Origin of the sequence: Megasphaera sp. SW808, from assembly GCF_012027795.1 — a bacterium.
Classification (GTDB): Bacteria; Bacillota; Negativicutes; order Veillonellales; family Megasphaeraceae; genus Megasphaera; species Megasphaera stantonii.
Genome location: NZ_SJOT01000021.1, coordinates 18,440 through 38,085, shown reverse-complemented (window position 1 = coordinate 38,085; position 19,646 = coordinate 18,440). Strand labels below are relative to the sequence as shown.

General features: G+C 49.3%; 16 protein-coding genes. 14 read left to right on the top strand and 2 right to left on the bottom strand.

What is annotated here, in order from left to right:
• Positions 1 to 36: 36 nt before the first annotated feature.
• The 7 genes from E0L13_RS08535 to E0L13_RS08505 all read left to right on the top strand — a co-directional run bounded on the left by E0L13_RS08535 (position 37) and on the right by E0L13_RS08505 (position 9,143).
• Positions 37 to 1,044: a C4-dicarboxylate ABC transporter gene (locus tag E0L13_RS08535; RefSeq protein ID WP_087476816.1), complete on the top strand. Its 1,008-nt coding sequence runs from the start codon at positions 37 to 39 to the stop codon at positions 1,042 to 1,044.
• A 230-nt stretch (positions 1,045 to 1,274) separates the two neighbouring features.
• Positions 1,275 to 2,351, top strand: a complete 1,077-nt coding sequence (locus tag E0L13_RS08530) for an IS30 family transposase (RefSeq protein WP_168061742.1) — start codon at positions 1,275 to 1,277, stop codon at positions 2,349 to 2,351.
• A 202-nt stretch (positions 2,352 to 2,553) separates the two neighbouring features.
• Positions 2,554 to 3,945 carry an alanine/glycine:cation symporter family protein gene (locus tag E0L13_RS08525; protein WP_168061740.1) on the top strand — a complete coding sequence of 464 codons (1,392 nt, stop codon included), beginning with the start codon at positions 2,554 to 2,556 and terminating at the stop codon, positions 3,943 to 3,945.
• A gap of 17 nt (positions 3,946 to 3,962) precedes the next feature.
• Positions 3,963 to 5,117 (top strand): M20 aminoacylase family protein, encoded by a 1,155-nt coding sequence (locus E0L13_RS08520; protein ID WP_198643506.1) that lies wholly within the window; start codon positions 3,963 to 3,965, stop codon positions 5,115 to 5,117.
• 318 nt (positions 5,118 to 5,435) lie between these two features.
• Positions 5,436 to 6,521: an anthranilate phosphoribosyltransferase gene (trpD, locus tag E0L13_RS08515; protein WP_168061736.1), complete on the top strand. Its 1,086-nt coding sequence runs from the start codon at positions 5,436 to 5,438 to the stop codon at positions 6,519 to 6,521.
• Between the two features lie 25 nt (positions 6,522 to 6,546).
• Positions 6,547 to 7,227, top strand: coding sequence for a VTT domain-containing protein (locus tag E0L13_RS08510; RefSeq protein ID WP_168061734.1), 681 nt, complete (start codon positions 6,547 to 6,549; stop codon positions 7,225 to 7,227).
• Positions 7,228 to 7,430: 203 nt separating this feature from the next.
• Positions 7,431 to 9,143 carry a cation:proton antiporter gene (locus E0L13_RS08505; RefSeq protein ID WP_168061732.1) on the top strand — a complete coding sequence of 571 codons (1,713 nt, stop codon included), beginning with the start codon at positions 7,431 to 7,433 and terminating at the stop codon, positions 9,141 to 9,143.
• Positions 9,144 to 9,225: 82 nt separating this feature from the next.
• On the opposite strand, the gene E0L13_RS08500 is transcribed toward E0L13_RS08505, so the two are convergent.
• Together E0L13_RS08500 and E0L13_RS08495 are read right to left on the bottom strand one after the other, a co-directional pair.
• Positions 9,226 to 10,074 carry a hypothetical protein gene (locus tag E0L13_RS08500; protein WP_168061730.1) on the bottom strand — a complete coding sequence of 283 codons (849 nt, stop codon included), beginning with the start codon at positions 10,072 to 10,074 and terminating at the stop codon, positions 9,226 to 9,228.
• Positions 10,075 to 10,181: 107 nt separating this feature from the next.
• A complete protein-coding gene (locus tag E0L13_RS08495; RefSeq protein ID WP_087476824.1) occupies positions 10,182 to 10,730 on the bottom strand; it encodes an NADH peroxidase in 549 nt (182 codons plus the stop codon).
• Between the two features lie 318 nt (positions 10,731 to 11,048).
• Here E0L13_RS08495 and E0L13_RS08490 point away from each other — a divergent pair, with 318 nt between their 5' ends.
• The 7 genes from E0L13_RS08490 (at position 11,049) to E0L13_RS08460 (ending at position 19,498) form a co-directional block, all read left to right on the top strand.
• Complete coding sequence (locus E0L13_RS08490) at positions 11,049 to 12,194, top strand: hypothetical protein (protein WP_232818803.1); 1,146 nt, start codon at positions 11,049 to 11,051, stop codon at positions 12,192 to 12,194.
• Positions 12,187 to 13,707: a hypothetical protein gene (locus tag E0L13_RS08485; protein ID WP_168061728.1), complete on the top strand. Its 1,521-nt coding sequence runs from the start codon at positions 12,187 to 12,189 to the stop codon at positions 13,705 to 13,707. Before E0L13_RS08490 ends, E0L13_RS08485 begins: the two co-directional genes overlap by 8 nt.
• 145 nt (positions 13,708 to 13,852) lie before the next feature.
• Complete coding sequence (locus E0L13_RS08480; protein ID WP_087476826.1) at positions 13,853 to 14,536, top strand: response regulator transcription factor; 684 nt, start codon at positions 13,853 to 13,855, stop codon at positions 14,534 to 14,536.
• On the top strand, positions 14,533 to 16,254 hold the full coding sequence (locus tag E0L13_RS08475; protein WP_168061726.1) for an ATP-binding protein: 1,722 nt from the start codon (positions 14,533 to 14,535) through the stop codon (positions 16,252 to 16,254). Before E0L13_RS08480 ends, E0L13_RS08475 begins: the two co-directional genes overlap by 4 nt.
• 10 nt (positions 16,255 to 16,264) lie before the next feature.
• Positions 16,265 to 17,572: a nickel-dependent lactate racemase gene (gene larA / locus E0L13_RS08470; protein WP_168061724.1), complete on the top strand. Its 1,308-nt coding sequence runs from the start codon at positions 16,265 to 16,267 to the stop codon at positions 17,570 to 17,572.
• Between the two features lie 175 nt (positions 17,573 to 17,747).
• Positions 17,748 to 18,671, top strand: a complete 924-nt coding sequence (locus E0L13_RS08465; RefSeq protein WP_168061722.1) for a hypothetical protein — start codon at positions 17,748 to 17,750, stop codon at positions 18,669 to 18,671.
• Positions 18,599 to 19,498, top strand: a complete 900-nt coding sequence (locus tag E0L13_RS08460) for a phosphoethanolamine transferase (protein WP_240924701.1) — start codon at positions 18,599 to 18,601, stop codon at positions 19,496 to 19,498. The genes E0L13_RS08465 and E0L13_RS08460 overlap by 73 nt, the downstream gene beginning before the upstream one ends.
• Positions 19,499 to 19,646: the final 148 nt, after the last annotated feature.

Here is a 19,646-nt window from a genome sequence, read left to right as displayed (position 1 = left end):
TTCAACATATAACAGAGAGGAGAGAGGCTGGCGGATATGGCACAGCATATTGAAATCATTGAACCCGACGCGCGGGGACGGATTCGCAAGATAGGCTTTGTTCACTTCATGTCTATTTCTACCTTTGCCGCGTCAATGGGGTACTGCGGCATGTGCTTCGGTTGGCGCATGGCTCATCAGCTGTGGGGCGCGCCGGCCTGGATCGGAGAATTTTTCGGCGCCTGCGCCTTGGTGCTCTACGTGCTGATTTTCATCCGATATTTTCATAAACTGCGCGTCGATGCGGCGGCAGTCCGGGCGGAATGGAACAGCCCGACGAGGGTAAATTTTTTTGGCACGTTCAACGTTTCAACTGTATTGCTGGCGGCTGTGCTGGCACCGTATCATCATGGACTTGCCAGCTTTTTTTGGTATGCCGGATTGTTCATCATCATGGTGTTCAGCTGGATTTTGCTGAAACACTGGCTGTATGACCGTCAGAGTGTCGATTCGGTTACGCCGGCGTGGCTTTTGGCCGTGCTGGGGCCGATTACGATTCCCATTGCCGGCAACATCCTGCAGAATCCGGGCTATCATGATATTTCTGTATTCTGCGTGGCTATAGGCTTAGTGACAGGAATTCCCGTTATCGCTCTTTTATTTGCCCACAGCGTGTTTGGCAAGACATTGTCTGATGCGGCCCAGCCGAGCCTTATGATACTCATGGCACCCTTTGGCATGGGGTATATTACCTATTCCCAGACTTTTAGCCCCGATAATTTTACTGCTTTGTTCATTAATGCGGGCATTTTCATTTTTTTCCCTGTAGCGGCTAAGGTGCTGCACGTCATGCGGACATCACCCTTTCGCATGGGATGGTGGGCCAGCAGCTTCCCTACGATGGCCTTCGCTAACGGCCTTCTTCACTACAGCGTAGACCATCCGGCTTTATGGACGCAAGCATTGGCAATCTTTCTACTGCTGTTTGGTACAACGTTGATATTATATTTGTCTTTTAAAACGCTGTGGGCGGCAATTCATAAGACCTTGTGGAAATTATATTAACAAATAGATATAGCGTATAAACTCGGCAGGAGCAGCGGTTTCCTGCCGAGTTTTTTGTAGGCTCTTCCGGTTAAATTTGCAACTTCGACTTACTAGGGGGGAATCTGCATATAAAAAATAGCGGTTAATTGTAAAATGAATTTGAACAGGTAATCAAAAAACAAAAATCCATAGTGAAGCTTCATGTTAAAATGGTTTTGCGAGAAATCATCAACAAAGGAGCAATCACTATGGATCACATCCATTCTAACACAATTGAGGACGTACGTACACCCGGCCGCCATCTTTCTTTGGAGGAACGTGGCATGATTCAGGCCCTGCATCGCCAGGGGCTTTCCCTTCGCAACATCGCTGCCGCAGTAGGATGTGCTCATACGACTGTTTTCTATGAACTTCGGCGTGGAACGCCGGATCGGAAAAGCAAGCACGGTCGTGCCCCTCAGTATATGGCAAAGCGCGGTCAGAAGGCTTATGCAGAGAATCGCAAGAACTCCAGGAAGCCTTGTAAAATCGATCATGACGACTGCGAGCTGTTTATCCAATGGATGGTGGAACGAGTCCGCCAGGAACGCTGGTCACTGGATGCCTGCGTTGGCTATGCTAGGCGAAATAAGCTATTTACTCCGGAACAGATTCCCTGTACCAAGACGCTCTACAACATGCTTTGGGCTAACAAACTTCCACTGTCACTCTTCGAGGTACCGCAGGTCTTGAAGCACAAACGCCGCCGCAAATGGGTGCGTAAGAACAAACGTATGAAGGGTCGCTCCATTGAGGAACGTCCTGCCGTCGTCGATGATGGTACCGAGATGGGCCACTGGGAAGTGGATACGGTCGTTGGTCGGCGCGCAGGTCGTGAAGCAGTAGTCTTCACCGCTGTTGAAAAGGTTACGCGCAACTACATCGCTATCCGAATTCCTGGACGTACCTGCGCCGGCGTTGAAGCTGCTCTTGCACAGTTGCAGGAGCGATATGGCGCAGAGTACTTCAGCCAGATCTTTAAGACGATGACGGCCGATAACGGTCCAGAGTTTGAGAACTTATCGCAGTTCGAGAACCTCGGTACCAAGATATACTTTACACATCCGTACAGCTCATGGGAGCAGGCTCAGAACGAACGCCACAATGGCCTGCTGAGGGATTTCATCCCAAAGGGCATGTCCATGGAGCGGTTCTCTGATGAGGATATCCTGAACATGGCAGATACGCTGAACCAGCGCCCACGGCGTGTTTTGGGCTACCATACGCCGTCAGAGCTATTTGATGCATTCCTCGATGAAGTTTATGCTAGTGAGTGTGTTTCCTGATTATGGTTGTTCAAATTCAACTTGCAATTTACCTCCAAAACTCGAAAGCTTCCGGAAAGAATTGGGGCTGGGACAGGATTCCGTCGTGCTGTGCCTCAGCACGGAAGGAGATACCGATAAGGAAAACTATCGGCATATTGTATGGGACGGATGGTATCGTAACGAAAATACAGAACGTAATGTGTAGAAAGGAGGACGCGCCATGTCGTTTATAATTGCATTTAACAATTTTATGTGGGGCGGAGTGCTGGCAGTGATTCTGCTCGGTACAGGTTTGTTGTATACGATCACGTTAAAGGTACCGCAGATTCGGTGCGCAAAGCATATTGCAGCTTCGCTGAAAAGTACGTTGCGGTCTGACGACGGATCTGTTTCTGGTTTTGCCGCCCTCTGCGGCGCAGTCGGCGGCCAGGTAGGAACAGGGAGCCTTGTCGGCGTAGCCAGCGCTTTGGTAGCCGGCGGCCCGGGAGCATTATTCTGGATGTGGATTACGGCAGTCTTTGGCATGGTTTTAAGCTTTAGTGAAGCAACCTTAGGGCAACTGTTCCATGAAAAAGATAAGAACGGCAACTTCTACGGCGGTGCGCCCTACTACATGACCAAAGGCTTAGGGTGCAGGCCACTCGCAATAGCTTACGCGCTTACAACGGTGTTTGCAATCGGTATCTGCATTGCTATGCTCCAAAATAATTCCATCGCTGCTTCCGTGATAGGGGTAGCAGATATTCCTGCGTGGCTTCCCGGCATTATCGTGACGGCTGTGGCGGCTGTCATTATATTAGGCGGGGTAAAGAGAATTACGGATGCCGCTTCGCTAATCGTTCCCTTTATGGCGGTAGGGTATCTGGCAATTACAGTGATTATTGTCGTTACACATATTACCGAAGTACCGGCGATGTTTGAAACTATTTTGCAATCGGCGTTTTCAATGGAAGCAGCAGGCGGCGGGGCCGTTGGATATACTATTAAGGAAGCTGTGAGAAACGGCGTTGCCAGAGGGCTGTTCTCTAACGACGCAGGTAACGGCGCCGCCGCGTTTATGCATGCCTCCGCCAAGGTACTGCATCCGGCGAACCAAGGATTTTCCGCCATGTTTGGTACCTTCTTGACGACGATTGTAATCTGTACATGTACTGGGTTTGCCATTCTTCTGACAGGGGGACTGGGCACAGGGCAGGACGGCGTGAATCTGGTACAGTTCGCATTTGCTGATATACTTGGAGCCTTTGGAAGCTATTTCGTCGTATTAGTTACATTCTTGTTCTGTTTTACTACGTTGCTTGCAGATTTGTTTTACGGGGAAGTGGGCATCCGTTATCTGTTTAAAGGAAAAGGGGATTCCGTTAACGGTGTGGTAAGAGGATACCAGGTGCTTGCCCTAATTTTGGTAATGGTAGGAGCTGTTCTTCCGTTAACGACTCTTTGGAACCTCGTTGATTTCAGCGTAGCGTTTTTGGTATTTTTCAACGTATACACGTTATTAAGAATGAGAAAATATGTCCAGTACGTATTAAAAGACTATACGATGCAGGTTGCAAAGGGAAAACAGCCCGTATGGGACTATGCAGTTGATATTAAAGAACGATGCAGATAAGAAGGGAGCGTTTTAAGGTGAATGAATTAAAAGTACAGTTAATTGAATGGAGACATTATCTTCATGCGCATCCTGAATGTGCCTTTGAAGAAGCTGGTACAGCGGCGTTTGTTGCTGAAACGTTGCGGAGTATGGGAATTGAAGTCGAAACCGGGATAGGAAAAACTGGGGTAGTAGGGACGCTGAAAGTAGGAAACGGGGAACGTGTTGTTGGGCTGCGGGCCGATATGGACTGCATCTGCCTGCAAGAGACATCGAATCTTCCATATGCATCGCAGACGCCGAATCGAATGCATGCTTGCGGCCATGACGGCCATACGGCTACCCTTCTTGGGGCGGCTAAGATTCTTTCCGAGCGCAAAGATTTTTCCGGAACCGTGCGCTTTGTATTCCAACCGGCGGAAGAACCTGGCCGGGGATCAAGAGCGATGATTGAAGACGGCCTTTTTGAAAGATTTCCTATGGACGAAATGTATGGCCTCCACAACATGCCTCAATATCCGGCTGGGACAATAGCCGTGCGAGAAGGCGGCATCCAGGCTAGCGAGGATAATTTTATCATTACGCTCAAAGGAAAAGGCGGTCACGCATCTGCTCCGGAAATCGTAAAGGATCCATTGGTAACTGCCGCAGAAATTATCTGCGCTTTACAGACGATTGTATCTAGAAATGTAACACCTACAGAGACGGCTGTTATATCTTGTACGGAAATAGAGTCGGACGGAGCGCATAACGCTATACCATCTAATGTTATTATCCGCGGAGATACAAGAAGTTTTACACCGGAGATGTCGCAGCTTATTGAAAAACGCATGGAAGCTATTTGTAAACATATCTGTGAAATGAATGGTTTAGAGTGTGAATTTACCTATACCCATGAGTTTGCACCCACATTCAACTGGAAAGATAATGTTCAATATGTAGTAAAGGCGGCTAAAGCTGTAGTCGGAGAAGAACATGTAATAGAAAATTGTCCCCCGACAATGGGCTCCGAGGATTTTGGGCACTTTATACAGAATGTGCCGGGCTGCTTTGTATTTTTGGGAAGCAAAAGAGATGGAGAAGAGGCGATTCCACTTCACAATTCTTGTTTTGATTATAATGATGATATTTTGGTAACAGGGGCAGAGTTTTTTGCAGAACTTGTGAGAGAAAGGCTGGTAAAAGTATAAATAAAAGGGGATAAAACCGTAAAATTTAATATAAATTACTTACCAGAATGCGTTTAAATATACGCTCCTGTTATTTGCTCAATTATATTGCAAGGGCTGCCGTGCGAAGAAAAAAAGTTTTCATGCGGCAGCTCTATTTGTGTTCGCAGGAAAGATAATAATGATTCGACGTTAGATTGGTACAAAATGTATAAAAGTCAGAAATATTTAAAGTATATCGGCCTTTTATCTTATTTTATATGTATTATAGATATAATATGGTATAATATATAATATGAAGAGGAACTCCTTTAGGTTTGTATACAGGGGGTGTCGGATATGTTGACGAACGTATTGAAGAAGATTACGAAACGGCAGCCTTTGACAGCGCGGGAATGCATGTACGTCATGGACAGCATGATGAACGGGACGATTTCTGACGTACAGGTCGGCGCTGTCCTGGCTGCGCTGGCGACAAAGGGCGCGTCGGAGGCGGAATTGACGGCCTTTGCCGAAGCGATGCGGGCTCACAGCCTGCGAGTGGAATGCCGGCCCGATTTATTTGATATCGTCGGCACCGGCGGCGATCGGGCCAAGACGTTCAACATATCGACGACTTCCGCTATCGTCGTCGCTGCCGGCGGCGTCCGGGTGGCCAAGCACGGCAACCGGGCGAAGAAGTCCCGGAGCGGCTCGGCCGATATGCTGGAAGCCTTGGGAGTCAATATTTTTCTTAGCCCGGCCAGCTGTCTGGAAATGCTGAAGCAGATTGGGATTTGTTATTTTTACACGCGGTATTACTACTACATGATGAAGCGCATCGACAGGGTGCGGGAGCTGCTCGGCGTCCCGACTATTTTTGACGTGCTGCGGCCCCTCATCAATCCGGCCCGGGCCAGCCGCGAGATTTTGGGCGTCAATACGCCGGACCTGGTAGAGCCGATGGCCCGCGTATTGTCACGATTGGGCGTGGAACACGGCATGGTCGTCTACGGACGGGACGGATCTGATGAAATTTCCGCCGCCGGCCGCACGCTGATTTGCGAATTTTCCGGCCAGGATTTCCGCACCTATGAAATTTGGCCGGAACAATTTGCCTTGCCGTCGTGCGAACGGTACGAACTGCGCGGCGGGACGCCGAAGGAAAACGCGGCGATTGCCCGGCGCGTCCTGCGGGGCGAAAAGGGCGCCTGCCGGACGGCGGTTCTCCTCAACGCCGGCGCGGGGCTGTACGTAGGCGGCAGCGCCTTGACCTTGGAAGCCGGCGTGAAGCGGGCGGCTCAGCTCATCGACAGCGGACTGGCGATGGAAAAATTGGAAGATTTTATCATGATGAGTCAAAATATGGGAAAAGTGGAAAAAGTCAAGATTACATCGTGCCAAGATGACGAAGATTATGATATAATAAAAGGTACGCTGATTTAAATTTTTATATGAGGATAATATTTGTATGACAGATAAAGCATTAGGATGGACTCTCCGCATCGGCGGGGTGGCAGGAGTCATCCTCATTTTATGGCTTATCCAGGTGATGCTGCCGGACTTTTATTCCACGATGTGGTGGCTGATGATACGCGGCGATCTGGATGGCCTGACGGATTATATCGCGTCGTTTGGCTACGCGGCTATCGGCGTAAGCGTGTTTATGATTGCTTTCGTCAACGCCATCGGTATTCCCTCTATTCCCTTTTTGACGGTCAACGGCATTATATTTGGTCTGGTTCCGGGGATTTTGATTTCCTGGATCGGAGAAGTCATCGGCATCGAAATCAGCTTTCGCCTGACGAGGACGCTGCTGCGCAATCAGGCTAAAAAAGTCATTTGCCGGAGCAATATGCTGGAAAAGCTCGATTCCTACAGCTGTATCCGGACGATTATGGTCGGCCGGGCGATTCCCTATTCGCCTAATGTGGTCGTCACGGCCTTCAGCGCCTTGAGCCATATTTCGTACAGGGATCACTTTATCGCCAATGCCCTCGGCAAAATTCCTGCCGTCGTAGTAGAGGTATGGCTGGGCCATGATTTGCTGCGCATACAGGAGCATTGGGGACGTCTGCTGATTCTTCTCGTAGCCGTAGCGGCCGTATATGGGTTTATCTGGTGGCAGAAAAAGCATCGCCGCGGCAGGTGAGTCCGGAACGTAAGTGAAAAATGAATATGCGATGAAATCGAAAACGGTATGCAGTACGTCGGTGCATACCGTTTTCTGCATATCTGGCTAAATCAGCATATTGTCTTATCAATAGCGCATAGCAAAGGCGTGTACACGGAGCCTTCTTTTTAGTATAATGAGAATAAAAAATCATTATTTATAATTAAAAAGAGGTGATGTCAGTGCATGCATATCATTTGCTGGAAATTTTAGCCATCGGATTTGGATTGGCTTTGCTTTTTGGATATATAGCGCGGAGAGTCGGGTTGTCGCCTATTGTTGGCTATTTAGCGGCGGGCTTTTTAATCGGCCCGAATATGCCGGGATTTGTCGCTGACCAGGATCTTACCAATAATTTAGCCGAAGTCGGTATTATTTTGCTTATGTTCGGCGTGGGACTGCATTTCCATATGGACGATTTGCTGAAGGTGAAAGGCGTGGCCATTCCCGGCGCGATTCTGCAAAGTCTGTCGGCTACCCTGTGCGGCATCGCGGCGGCCATGGCCTTAGGCTACTCCTTTGTGGAAGGATTGTTTCTCGGCCTCGGGTTATCCGTAGCCAGTACGGTCGTCTTGCTGCGTGTTTTGACTGACAGCGGCAAGCTGCCGACGATACACGGTACCGTTGCCGTCGGATGGCTGGTCGTAGAAGATATTTTTACCGTGCTCATGCTGGTGCTGCTGCCGGCAGTCGGCCCGTCGCTGGCGTCGGGCGCAGGCATTTCCCTGACGATGCTGATATGGGCAGTCGCCCTGGCCGTTATCAAACTGGCAATGCTGTGGGGCTTGGTCATCGTCATCGGCGGACGCTGTATGCCGTGGATGCTGAAACAGGTGGTGCAGACTCGTTCGCAGGAGTTGTTTACCCTGACGGTACTGGCCGTAGCCTTTCTCACGGCCGTAGGCGCAGCCTATATTTTTAACGCTTCCTTTGCCTTGGGGGCCTTTTTGGGAGGCATGGTCGTCGGAAAGAGCCATGTGAGCCATCAGGCCGGCGCGGAGCTGATTCCCTTGCGCGACGCTTTTGCCATTTTGTTTTTCCTTTCTGTCGGCATGTTGTTCGATCCGCAGTTTCTTATTGAACGGCCTGTCGTCGTTATCGTTTCCTTGCTCATCGTCGTCCTGATCAAGCCGTTGGTGACCGTCATAGTCGTTGCCGTCTTGGGCTACTCTCCGACGACTGCCTTTACCGTCGCGGCCAGCCTGGCTCAGGTCGGTGAATTTTCTTTCATCTTGGCTCAGACGGGGTATTCGCTGCAGCTGATTTCCCGGGATATTTTCAGCGTCCTCATCGTCTGCGCCATGATTTCTATCGCCGCCAATCCATTTTTTATGGGCCGCATGACCGAGGCCGAGGCATGGGCCAGGAAGCAGCCGAAGCTTTGGCGCTGGCTTACGTTCCGCATGGAATCTAAAGCGGCTTCGCTGGGCAGCGTATATGCAGAGCGAGTTCGCAGCGAAAAGACGGAACGGCCCAGGGCGATTATCGCCGGATATGGTCCTACGGGGCGGCGGGCTGCGGCCTTGTTGGAACGGCGCGGCATGGAGCCCGTCGTCGTCGATATGAATCTTAAAACCGTTTCCCTGTTGAATGAACAGGGAAAGCTGGCTATGTACGGCGACGTGTCACGGGAAGAGGTCTTGAAGGCCGCCGGCGCGGAGCAGGCCGACTGCTTTATCATCACGATTCCCGACGTAGCAGGGGCTGCGGCAGCGGCTATGGCGGCGCGAAACTGCAGCGCGACCATAAAAATCTTTGCCCGTTCGCGCTTTTTAAACGACGAGGCCTTGCTGAAGCAGGCCGGCGCCGACAGCATTTTATTTGAGGAAGATGCCGTGGCTCATGAATTGTCCCATACGATTGAATTGTATTTGAATGATAGAAAAGCGAAATAAAGACCGCTGTACTGGCAGCAAAACAGCGCGCAGGAGAAGGGGAATCCTGCGCGCTGTTTCATACGGTATGTGCGGTTATGGCCTATTCTTTTAAATCCTTTTTCAAATTTTTGTAGAATCTGTCGATGATGCGCTTATACACGCCGTATAGATCCTGCGATGAGCCGCGTGTGCGGTTATCTTCGCTCATCGACACGGCTTTTCCCGTTTTTACGTCGTATACGATAAATTGAACGCCTACCGTTGCCAGGGGGACGTAGGTGTTCGGCACGTATACGGGATAACTGATGCGGCGGGAAAACCAGTGGGGCCGTCCTCGCCTGTCGTAGGCCACGTCGCGGATCATATACGATTCCCATTCCATATGGGCGGGTATCAATCCTGTTCCGACATAATAGGTCGTGACGGTTGCCTTGACGTAGAGGTCGGAATCGGCAGCTTCCAGCGGGATGGCGTCTGTTGGAGCCTGGGGCGGCTCTGCAGGCTCGGCTGCAATTGGCGCGGGAGCTGGCGGCGTCGGTTCGGTTTCAGATACTGCGGCAGGAGGCGAATCGGGAAGACCAGCTGCCGGATCGCTGGAGGAAACATGGTGCAGCTCGGCAGAACTGGCTTCTGTCTGCTTCGGCAGTTCTGCTGGTTCCGGCGGCGCTGCCAGGGGAGACGGCGGCACGGGCGGCGGAAGGGTCGGCATGACCACGGTCCAATCGTCCAGCTCTTTTGCTTGTTCGAAGAAATACTCCTTGAGCCGGCGGGCTTTCATCGTGCTGGAAATGGCGTCCGGCGGCGTTTCCAGTTCGTCGATGTAGATGCGGCGCACGTTGTGAAATTCATAGGCTGCATCGCTCCAATGTTCGTAATCTTCGGCCTGAACGGGGACGCACAGCAGGGCTAAGGCAATGGGGATGCATAGCGATGAGAGTAGTCGTTTCATGAAAACCGCCTCCTTCAGATAGATTTCGTTACAAATATTATACTATGAACCTATATAAAAAACGACCTGCATCAATTGATGCAGGTCGTCCAATTGCAAGGGAAATCTTATTTTGCAAAGTAACGGGCAAGCAAGCCGTCGAATACGCGGCCATGGCGAGCTTCGTCTTTTGCCATTTCATGAACCGTGTCATGGATAGCGTCGAGGTTGAGCTGTTTTGCCAACGTAGCCAATTCTTTTTTGCCAGCGCAAGCGCCCTGTTCTGCGGCAGCGCGGAGTTCGAGGTTGGTCTTCGTGTCGTCTGTTACGACTTCGCCAAGGAGTTCGGCAAATTTAGCTGCGTGTTCAGCTTCTTCAAATGCAATGCGTTTGTAAGCTTCGGCAACTTCCGGATAGCCCTGACGGTCAGCAACGCGGCTCATAGCGAGGTACATACCGACTTCGGAGCATTCGCCCGTGAAGTTGAGCTGCAGGCCTTCGATGATTCTTTCATCTACGCCTTTAGCGACGCCGACTCTGTGTTCGTCAGCGTATTCTTTTACGCCGGCAACCATTTCCGTGAACTTTTCTTTCGGAGCGCCGCACTGAGGACATTTTTCCGGAGCTTCCATACCTTCATATACATAACCGCAGATACCGCAAACAAATTTTTTCATGTTCATAACCTCCTGAAAATAGAATGAATTTAATATTAAATTGAAATTGAATATTAAATGCTATTAACAAATAAGGGTTATTTGTTATGCTGTTATTATAACAGACGGCAGAAGTAAAAGCAAGGTCTATTTTGTATATTTTTTGTTAATTTTTTATGAGAGAGGGAGAATGAGCTTGCGCAGATAAGGGCAAATTGTTGCTTTTTAAGCCTTATTTTTATATAATGATATATAAGTATTCTTATGTATCATATGCCGGGAAGGCTTTTCTACGAACAGTCATTATATGCGGCTAGGTACGACAAGGAGGAATGAAGCATGTGGAAGAAAAAAGTTTCCTGCCTGCTGGCGGTCATGGCTTTATGCGGCGCTATGACGGCCGGCGCAGCTGATTATACAATTTTGGAAAAAGCGGATAAAGTGGAAACGACCGTGTACGGCACGACGCAGACGGGCTCGCTGAACGAACGCGTGGCGGCTCTGGATAAGCTGCTGAACGGACAGTCCACCGTGTCGGGCAGCCTGCAGGAGAAAACCAATGCTTTGTATAAAGACGTATATGGAAATTCCGGATCGGACCTGTCGTTAGTAGCGGCAGTCAATCTCATGCAGTGGCAGTATTCCGGTCAGGTAACGGAGGAACCGATTTTGGTCCGTGTCGACGCCTTGGAAGAAGGCATCGACGGCAAGGTGATTACGGGCGCATTAAAAGGCCGCGTACTGTCCCTGCGCCAGGCCCTGCTGGGAGATACGAAATACGTATCGCAGTCGGTTACGATTCCTGCCGGAACGATTGTCAAAATGAAAAATTTGGAAGCCTTGAACTCCAAAACGGCTCAGGAAGGCGATACGGTGCATTTCGCCGTTAGCGAAGACGTCGTCGTAGGCGATGTCGTCGCCATTCCCCGCGGTATGGAAGCCGAAGGGACGATTACCAACGCCAGAAAATCGGGCATGTTTGGCAAAGACGGAAAGATCGAAATTACGTATCATACCGTGCGGGCCGCTGACAACACGCCGGTTCCGCTGATTATCGGCGAAAAGACAAAAGAAGAATACAAACGGACGGCCGGAGCCGTCGGCGCGTCGGCTGCCGGAGCCATTATCCTGGGACCGGTCGGCCTGGTAGGCGGCTTATTTGTCCATGGCAATGACGTAGATATTCCCGTCGGTACGGAAATGCTTGCAGAAGCGAAGGATAATACCGAAGTGATGGGATTTAGAGCAGTAGGTACTCCCGACGACATGCGGACTGCCGATATGGCGGCCAGCGGCGTCGTCGTGCCGGCATATCCTGACGCAGAAACGACGGAGCCGACCCATGAAACGGGATATTACGGCGACGTGACGCCTGTGGAATTGGGCGGCGACAGCGAAGCAGAGGATCAAAACGATGAATCTGAAGAAGTCGTAGTAACGATTACCCCTTCAGACGAACAGGTGACAGGTGACGTACATGAATAAAACGTGGACAGCCTCTATTTTGGCTGCGCTCCTTCCGTTTTCCATATGGGCAGCAGACGGGAGCGGTGATGTTTCTAAGACGAGGCAGGATACGATAGCAGAAGTGGCCCGCATTGACGGACAGGACGGCGCGGAGGAGATCGTCCCCATTGATCTCGATGCGGCGTCAGAAGTGTATGATATCGTCTTGCCGCAGCAGCCCGTCCATATGACGGCGGATTCTTTGGTAGTGCGAAGTGCAGACGGGTATATTCAGGGCCGCGGCAACGTCGACCTGCGGCAGGGAATGGACGAACTGCATACCAGCTATATTGAAGGCAGTACGAACAATCAGTTGTACCATACGCCGGGACCAGCCGTATACCTTACCAGTGAGAATGCCCTTTCCGGGACGGGCATCATTTATAACAGCAAAGACGGCGATGCCAGCATGGATACGATCGAAGGCTTTATCGGGCCGGGCACGTACATCCGCGGTACGGGGGCGGAAATGGTCGACGGCGTCGGCTACGTCAAGCACGGCTTGATTACGACGCCTCACGCCGTGGCTAAGACGCCGGACTACTATATTACCGGCGACGATATCCGCATTTATCCCGGAGAAAAATTTACGGCTGAAAATACGAAGTTATGGTTTAAGCACGTTTGCTTGCTGACATACGGACACTATGAAGGAAGACTGGACAGTGAAGAAAGTGAAACTTGGATGTTTACTCTTTTGCCCAGACCGACCTTTAATAGTGATGATGGAGTTGGATTGAGGGGGCATGCAGATATCCCGTTAAATCAAAGCGGCGATTTGTCCTTTAATATGCGCTATGCTTTGACGACTAAAAACGGCTTTAAACCAACGGCCAAAATAGAACAGTGTACAAATATCGGTACCTTTGCCTTCGGATACGGTTCGGAAGAAAGTACGGATAACGATGATAATATTTGGGCGACGAAGTGGCCGGAATTGGAATACTTCATGCCTCGTATTGATCTCGGTGATACGGGAATTTATATTACCGGCAGCGCTAACTGGGGCCGCTGGTCGGAAGACGGTCAGGAAACGGGCTCCCATCGGGGGTTCCGCACGGAGATAACCCATCATCCGTTGGGTTTGTGGAAGAATGCTGATATACGATTCTTTTCCGGGTATCGCCGCGATTGGTACTCCGTAGAAGATGCAGAACGCCGCGATCCATATTGGGGTGTCGTATTGAATCAAAATATTACAGACCGGCTTTGGACCAGTGTGTGGTATAGGAAACATAACATCAGCGGGTATACTCCCTATGAATTCGACACCATAGATGATCCCCGGCAAAAAGGTTTTTCTATCGGATATGTATTGACTCCGAGAGATACGATTATTTTTTCTTTAACGCAAAATCTGGATACCGATGATATTTCGGATCGCAATTTTACTTGGGTACGAGATTTACACTCCTTTATTGCGATTATTACCTACGAACAAGTCGATAAAGAGTGGGATATCAAAGTTATACCCAAGGATTTCAGATTCTAGCAGATGTATAAACTGCGGCGGACAGAGCGTGACGCCGCAGTTCTTTTTTACCTATATTTTACAGAAAACCTATGAGGAAAACGATGCTTTGCATGTATAATATAAAGAATAGAATACCATTATATGCAGATTAGGATGTGAGAACATGGCGTTGATTTATTGTGTCGAAGATGATGAAAATATACGTGAACTCGTAGGGTACGCTTTGCGCAGCCAGGATTTTGAAGTAGAAACCTTTGCCGACGGCAAGGAATTCTGGAAGGCTGTGCAGCAGCGCGTACCGGCTCTGGTGCTGCTGGACATCATGCTTCCCGGAGAAAGCGGCACGGAAATATTGGATAAAATTCGAAAAGACACGCAGCTCCGATCTCTTCCGGTCATCATGCTGACGGCAAAGACCAGCGAATACGATATCGTCCGCGGGCTGGACGGCGGCGCCGACGATTACGTCTGCAAGCCCTTCGGCATCGTCGAGCTGATATCCCGCATACGGTCCGTCCTGCGCCGCAGCAAGCCGCAGCGACGGGAAAGCAACATGTATTCTTTCGGCCCCGTATCCCTCGACGGCGAAAAGCACGTCGTCACTGTCAACGGCGAGCCGTGCCATTTGACGGTCAAGGAATTCGAACTGCTGCGGTATCTTTTGGTCAATATAGACATCGTGCTGAAGCGCGAACAGATCATGGAAGCCGTATGGGGATTTACGTATGAAGGCGAAAGCCGCACTATCGACATGCATATCAAGAGCTTGCGGCAAAAACTGGGCGACGGAGGGCACATTATCCGCACTGTACGCGGCGTCGGGTATGTGATTGGCGGAAACGTATGAGAAAGAAAATATACGTCAGCCTTCTCGCCATGGGGTTCGCCTGCATGGCCATTACCGTCCTGATTTCAGGATGGTTCTTTTGGCAGGCTGTGCAGCGCCAGGCCGCGGAAGAAATGCACGTCGTCATGAACGTCATTTCGAATACGATTCAAAAGAACGACGACATGGAAGCTTACCTGCAGGGAATTGCCGATGGATGCGAAGGCAGCCTGCGCATTACGTGGATCAATCCGGACGGAACTATTCGCTTTGAATCGAAGTATGACAAGTGGCAGATGGAAAATCATCTCGACCGGCCGGAAGTACAGGAGGCGCTAAACGAGGCCTACGGCACGGCTGTCCGCAAGTCCCATACCTTGTCGCGGGACTTATATTATATGGCGGAACAAATGCCGGACGGGACGATCCTGCGCCTCAGCATGGAACGGGAATCTATTTATTCCCATTTCTTGTCGCTGCTGCCGGTTGTGGCTCTGCTGCTCCTTTGCGCGGCCGTAGCCTGCATCAAGGCTTCCCGCATGCTGACGGCCAGCCTTTTGAATCCGCTGCGCCGCACCGTATTGCTCATGCGGCAAATTGGAGATCCCAACGGCATTTCCGTTCCCGCTTCGTACCATGTCGATGCTGAGCTGCGGCCGCTGGTAGATAAAATTATCGACCAGAGCCAGGCCCTGAACCAACTGATTCACAGCTTGGAACAGCAGCGCAACATCGTGCGTCTCATGATGGAAAATTTGCAGGAAGGCGTTATCTTGACAGACGATACGTACCGCATCCTGGGAATGAACCGCTGCGCCGGCGATATCCTGCAGAAAAAGGACGTTTCGTCCTTAGTCGGACAGCTGCTGGAGCCGTTTTTTGCAGAGGCGCCGTGGGATGAAATACACGGACATACCAATCTTCCCGACGTATTGGAGCGGAAAATCAGCAGAGACGCGTCGCTGTATTTATTGACGGTACAGTCGGTGTACCAGGATGAAGAATTTTACGGCGTGCTGTTTATCATTGATGATATTACCGAGCAGGAGCATCGGGAACAGCTGCGCCGCGAATTTACGTCCAACGTGTCCCATGAGCTCAAAACGCCGCTGACCTCTATCAGCGGGTTTGCCGAAGTGCTGTCGGCAGGCTTGTTTAAAAGCGACGCCGACGTCGTCCATTTCGGCTCGCTTATCCGCAAGGAGGCGAAGCGGCTGTTGGCCATGATTGAAGAAATCATGCACCTGACCCGCATCGAGGAAAATCGGGAAAAGGTTCATCGCGAACCGGTGTGCCTGCCGGAAATTATAAGGGATATCGTCGAATTTATGGAACCGATGCTGGTGGAAAAGAAAGTGACCGTTCACTGTACGCTGGAGCAGGCGACGGTACTGGGGGATAAGGGACTGCTGCGGGAAATGGCTATGAATCTCATCGACAATGCGGTCAAGTACAATCTTCCCGGCGGCCATGTATACGTGTCGGTGCGGAAGCGCGGAGACCATATCGACTTTGCCGTTAAGGATACGGGGATCGGCATTCCCGAAGACAAGCAGAAGCGCGTGTTCGAGCGCTTTTACCGGGCTGACACGAGCCGTTCCCGGAAGATAAGCGGCAGCGGACTGGGCCTGTCTATTGTCAAGCATATTGCTGAATACCATAACGGCACGATTACGCTCCGCAGCAAGGAAAATCACGGGACTGAAATCATCATTCATTTGCCGTCAGGCAATTCATAAGGAGAAATACATGAAACAATATACGTTTCCATATGGACGTGGAGTTCAAACCGTCGTATTGCCGGAAGACCATGTAGCGTACGAGCTGAAGGGAACTGGGGCGGCGCCTGTAGCGGACGTGACAAAGGCAGTGCAGAAGGCGCTGCGCAGGGTATATCCGAAGGACGCACTATCAGAACGCGTCGCGCCGTATGAAATGGTCGTCATCGTCGTCAGCGACGGAACGAGGATGGTATATACGCCGCAGATGCTGGACGCCGTCATCGGCGAGCTCCATACTATCGGCGTGGCGGACGAGCAGATTACGCTGCTCGTCGCCTTAGGGACGCACCGGCCGGCGACAAAGCGGGAGCTGACGGAAATATGCGGCTCTTGGGCAGGCAGACTGCGCGTCGTGCAGCATGACTGCCGGGACAAGAAGCAGCTGGCTTACGTCGGAACGACGCCGGAGGGGAATGCCGTATATCTGAATCGGCTGGCTGTAGAAGCCGATAAGGTCATCCTTACGGGGGGCATTTCGTTTCACGACATGGCCGGCTTCAGCGGCGGGAGAAAGGCCGTCCTGCCCGGCTTGGCCGGATACGACACGATCATGCGGAACCACGCCCTGGCCTTGAACGCGGAAGATATAGGCGGGCGGAACCGATGCTGCGACGCGGCACGGCTGGAAGGCAATCCCATGCACGAAGACATGGTGGAAGGGACGTCGTTTATAGATCCCGATTTTATGGTCAATACGGTGCTGGGTGCTGACGGCGCAGTCATCGACGTCGTGGCAGGCCATTGGCTGACGGACTGGCAGGATGGATGCCGGCTGTTGCTGGCCGCCGACAGCGTTGCAATTCCTCAAAAGGCGGACGTGACGATTGCTTCGGCCGGAGGCTATCCGAAGGATATCAATTTCTATCAGGCCACGAAGGCCCATATGAACGCCGTCTTTGCGACGAAGCCGGGAGGCATTATGATTTTAGTCATGGAATGCCCCGACATAAGCGAACCGCCGGAATTTGCCAAAGCTTTTGGCCGGCGTGATACATCTGCAGCTGAGCAGGATCTGCGGCAGCACTTCACCATTGGCGCCTTTTCCGCCTATAAGACGCAGGAAATCATCGAGTCCATGCGGGCAGTGTTCGTCGTCACGGAGAGAAAAAACTTTGACATCATGAAACAAAGCGGCCAAATTCCCGTCGAATCGCTGGAAGAAGCCTGGCAGGCGGCAAACGCCATATTGGCGGAAGATGGAAAAGAGGACTACACCATAGCCCTCATGCCCTACGCCGCGTCGACGCTGCCTGTAATAAAGAAAAATGGTCGATAGAGAATTTATAAGAGATTACATGTTATGCATGTAATCTCTTTTTGCAATAGCTACGTTTTTGAAGAAATATGATTTGATGATATAATAGATATGATATAAAAATTGAGAGTGGAGGCTGATACAAGTGAAGTTCTCGTTTAAGAGATATAATGAAAAGTGGAGAGTAAATTGGAGATTGCAAATAGGATATGCTCTTATTTTTATAGCTTTTATTTTGCTGGCGCAATTATTTATTTTTAATATTACTCATGTAGCTTTTTATTTAAGACTAGTGTTAAATAGCATTGTCTTGTCAATATTAACGTCATTGTGGAGTAATAAAAAGTCATACATTGCGTTTTTTTGTATATATACAGGAGTCTTTTTGTCGGCAGCTGGCGTTCCCTTGTTATGCGGGCAACAGGTAGGTCGTGATGAAGTAGTAGATGCTTATTTGATGGGAGCATCAACTTTTTTTCTGCTTACGCTGCTTCTATGGAGTGTTTTGTATATTAAACAGAGGCAGGCTGTAGTTCGGGGATTTATTTACTGTATTTTAGGATTATGCTTGATGATGCCACTGTGTATCTGGGGGTATTATATAGTTAGTGGTCAAGTTTTATCAGCTACTATAATATTGACTTTGTTTCAAACTAATAGTGATGAAGCGATTTCCTATTTACGAGATCAAAATATAATTGCTTGGATAGGATCTGTTTTAGGTATACTCGGTTGCATTGGTGGTTCTATTTGGAGTGTACGGAATTTACGTGCGATAAAGGTTTCACCTTCACCGGTCATTTTAGGGATAATAATTACATATGTTGTGGGAGTTTCTGTACAGACAATAATTAAGGCAACAGAATTTTTGCCAATCCGAATTGCAACGGAAACAAGATCAGCTCTTATAGAATATAAAAGATATGGAGAAGCCAGAACGATGCGGGAAGAGCGATTACGTAAGTTACAAAATTCAAACCTTCTAACGATAGGGGGGGGGGGGGTACCTTTGTATTGGTTATTGGCGAATCAGAAAGCCGAGATCATATGCAGGCCTATGGGTACCCTAAAGAAACAACACCATGGCTATGCCAGGCAATGTCAGATGATAAAAATATAGTATTCAATAATGCTTATTCAAACCATACTCATACAGTTCCTGTACTTACATATGCTCTAAGCGAGAAAAATCAATATAATAATATTAAATTGGAGGATGCCTATTCCCTTATTGAGATAGCTAAAGCGGCGGGCTATGAAACGTATTGGATTAGTAATCAAAGAAAATACGGTGCTTGGGATACGCCTATTTCTGAAATAGCTAGTACTGCAGATAACCAAATATGGATAAATCAGAGAGCAGGCACTAATAATAGCAGATCTGATTATTATGATGAAGCGTTAATAGATGCGTTGCCTACAATGCCAATAAAAAATACTCTTATTATTATTCATCTTATGGGTTGTCATGGCTCATATAGCGATAGATATCCTGTACAATGGAATAAATTTCAGGAAGGGATAAAACGTATTGATGAATATGACAATGCTGTGTTATATAATGATGAGGTATTAAGACTCATTTATGAAAAAGTTAAAGCATATTCGAATTTTAAGGCGATGGTATATTTTTCTGATCATGGAGATGATGCGGAAAATGGTAATGGACATGAAGCAAGTAAGTTTACGAATACAATGAGCCGTATCCCTTTTGTTATATTATGTAGTGATGCATTTATTCAAGAGCGGGCAAAGACATTTGCTGTATTAAAACAACAACGGGATAGCTATTGGACGAATGATTTATTATATGATGTCATGATTGATATATTAGATATTACAGGGGTGCCTAGAGAAAATCGACAAATGGATATCGCGTCACCGCAATATTCAATGAATAGGGATACTGTCAGGACCTTACATGGAACTAGAAAAATTGAAGAGTAGCATTGCCAATGTAGAACTGCCGTACTGCATGTGCGGCAGTTTTATTATAAAGTGCTTTTAGAATAAACTAATATAAATTTTACAAAACTTTACATTGTCTACATTGTAACCTTACATACCTTTGTTAGGATAAGTACGTATCAAGCAA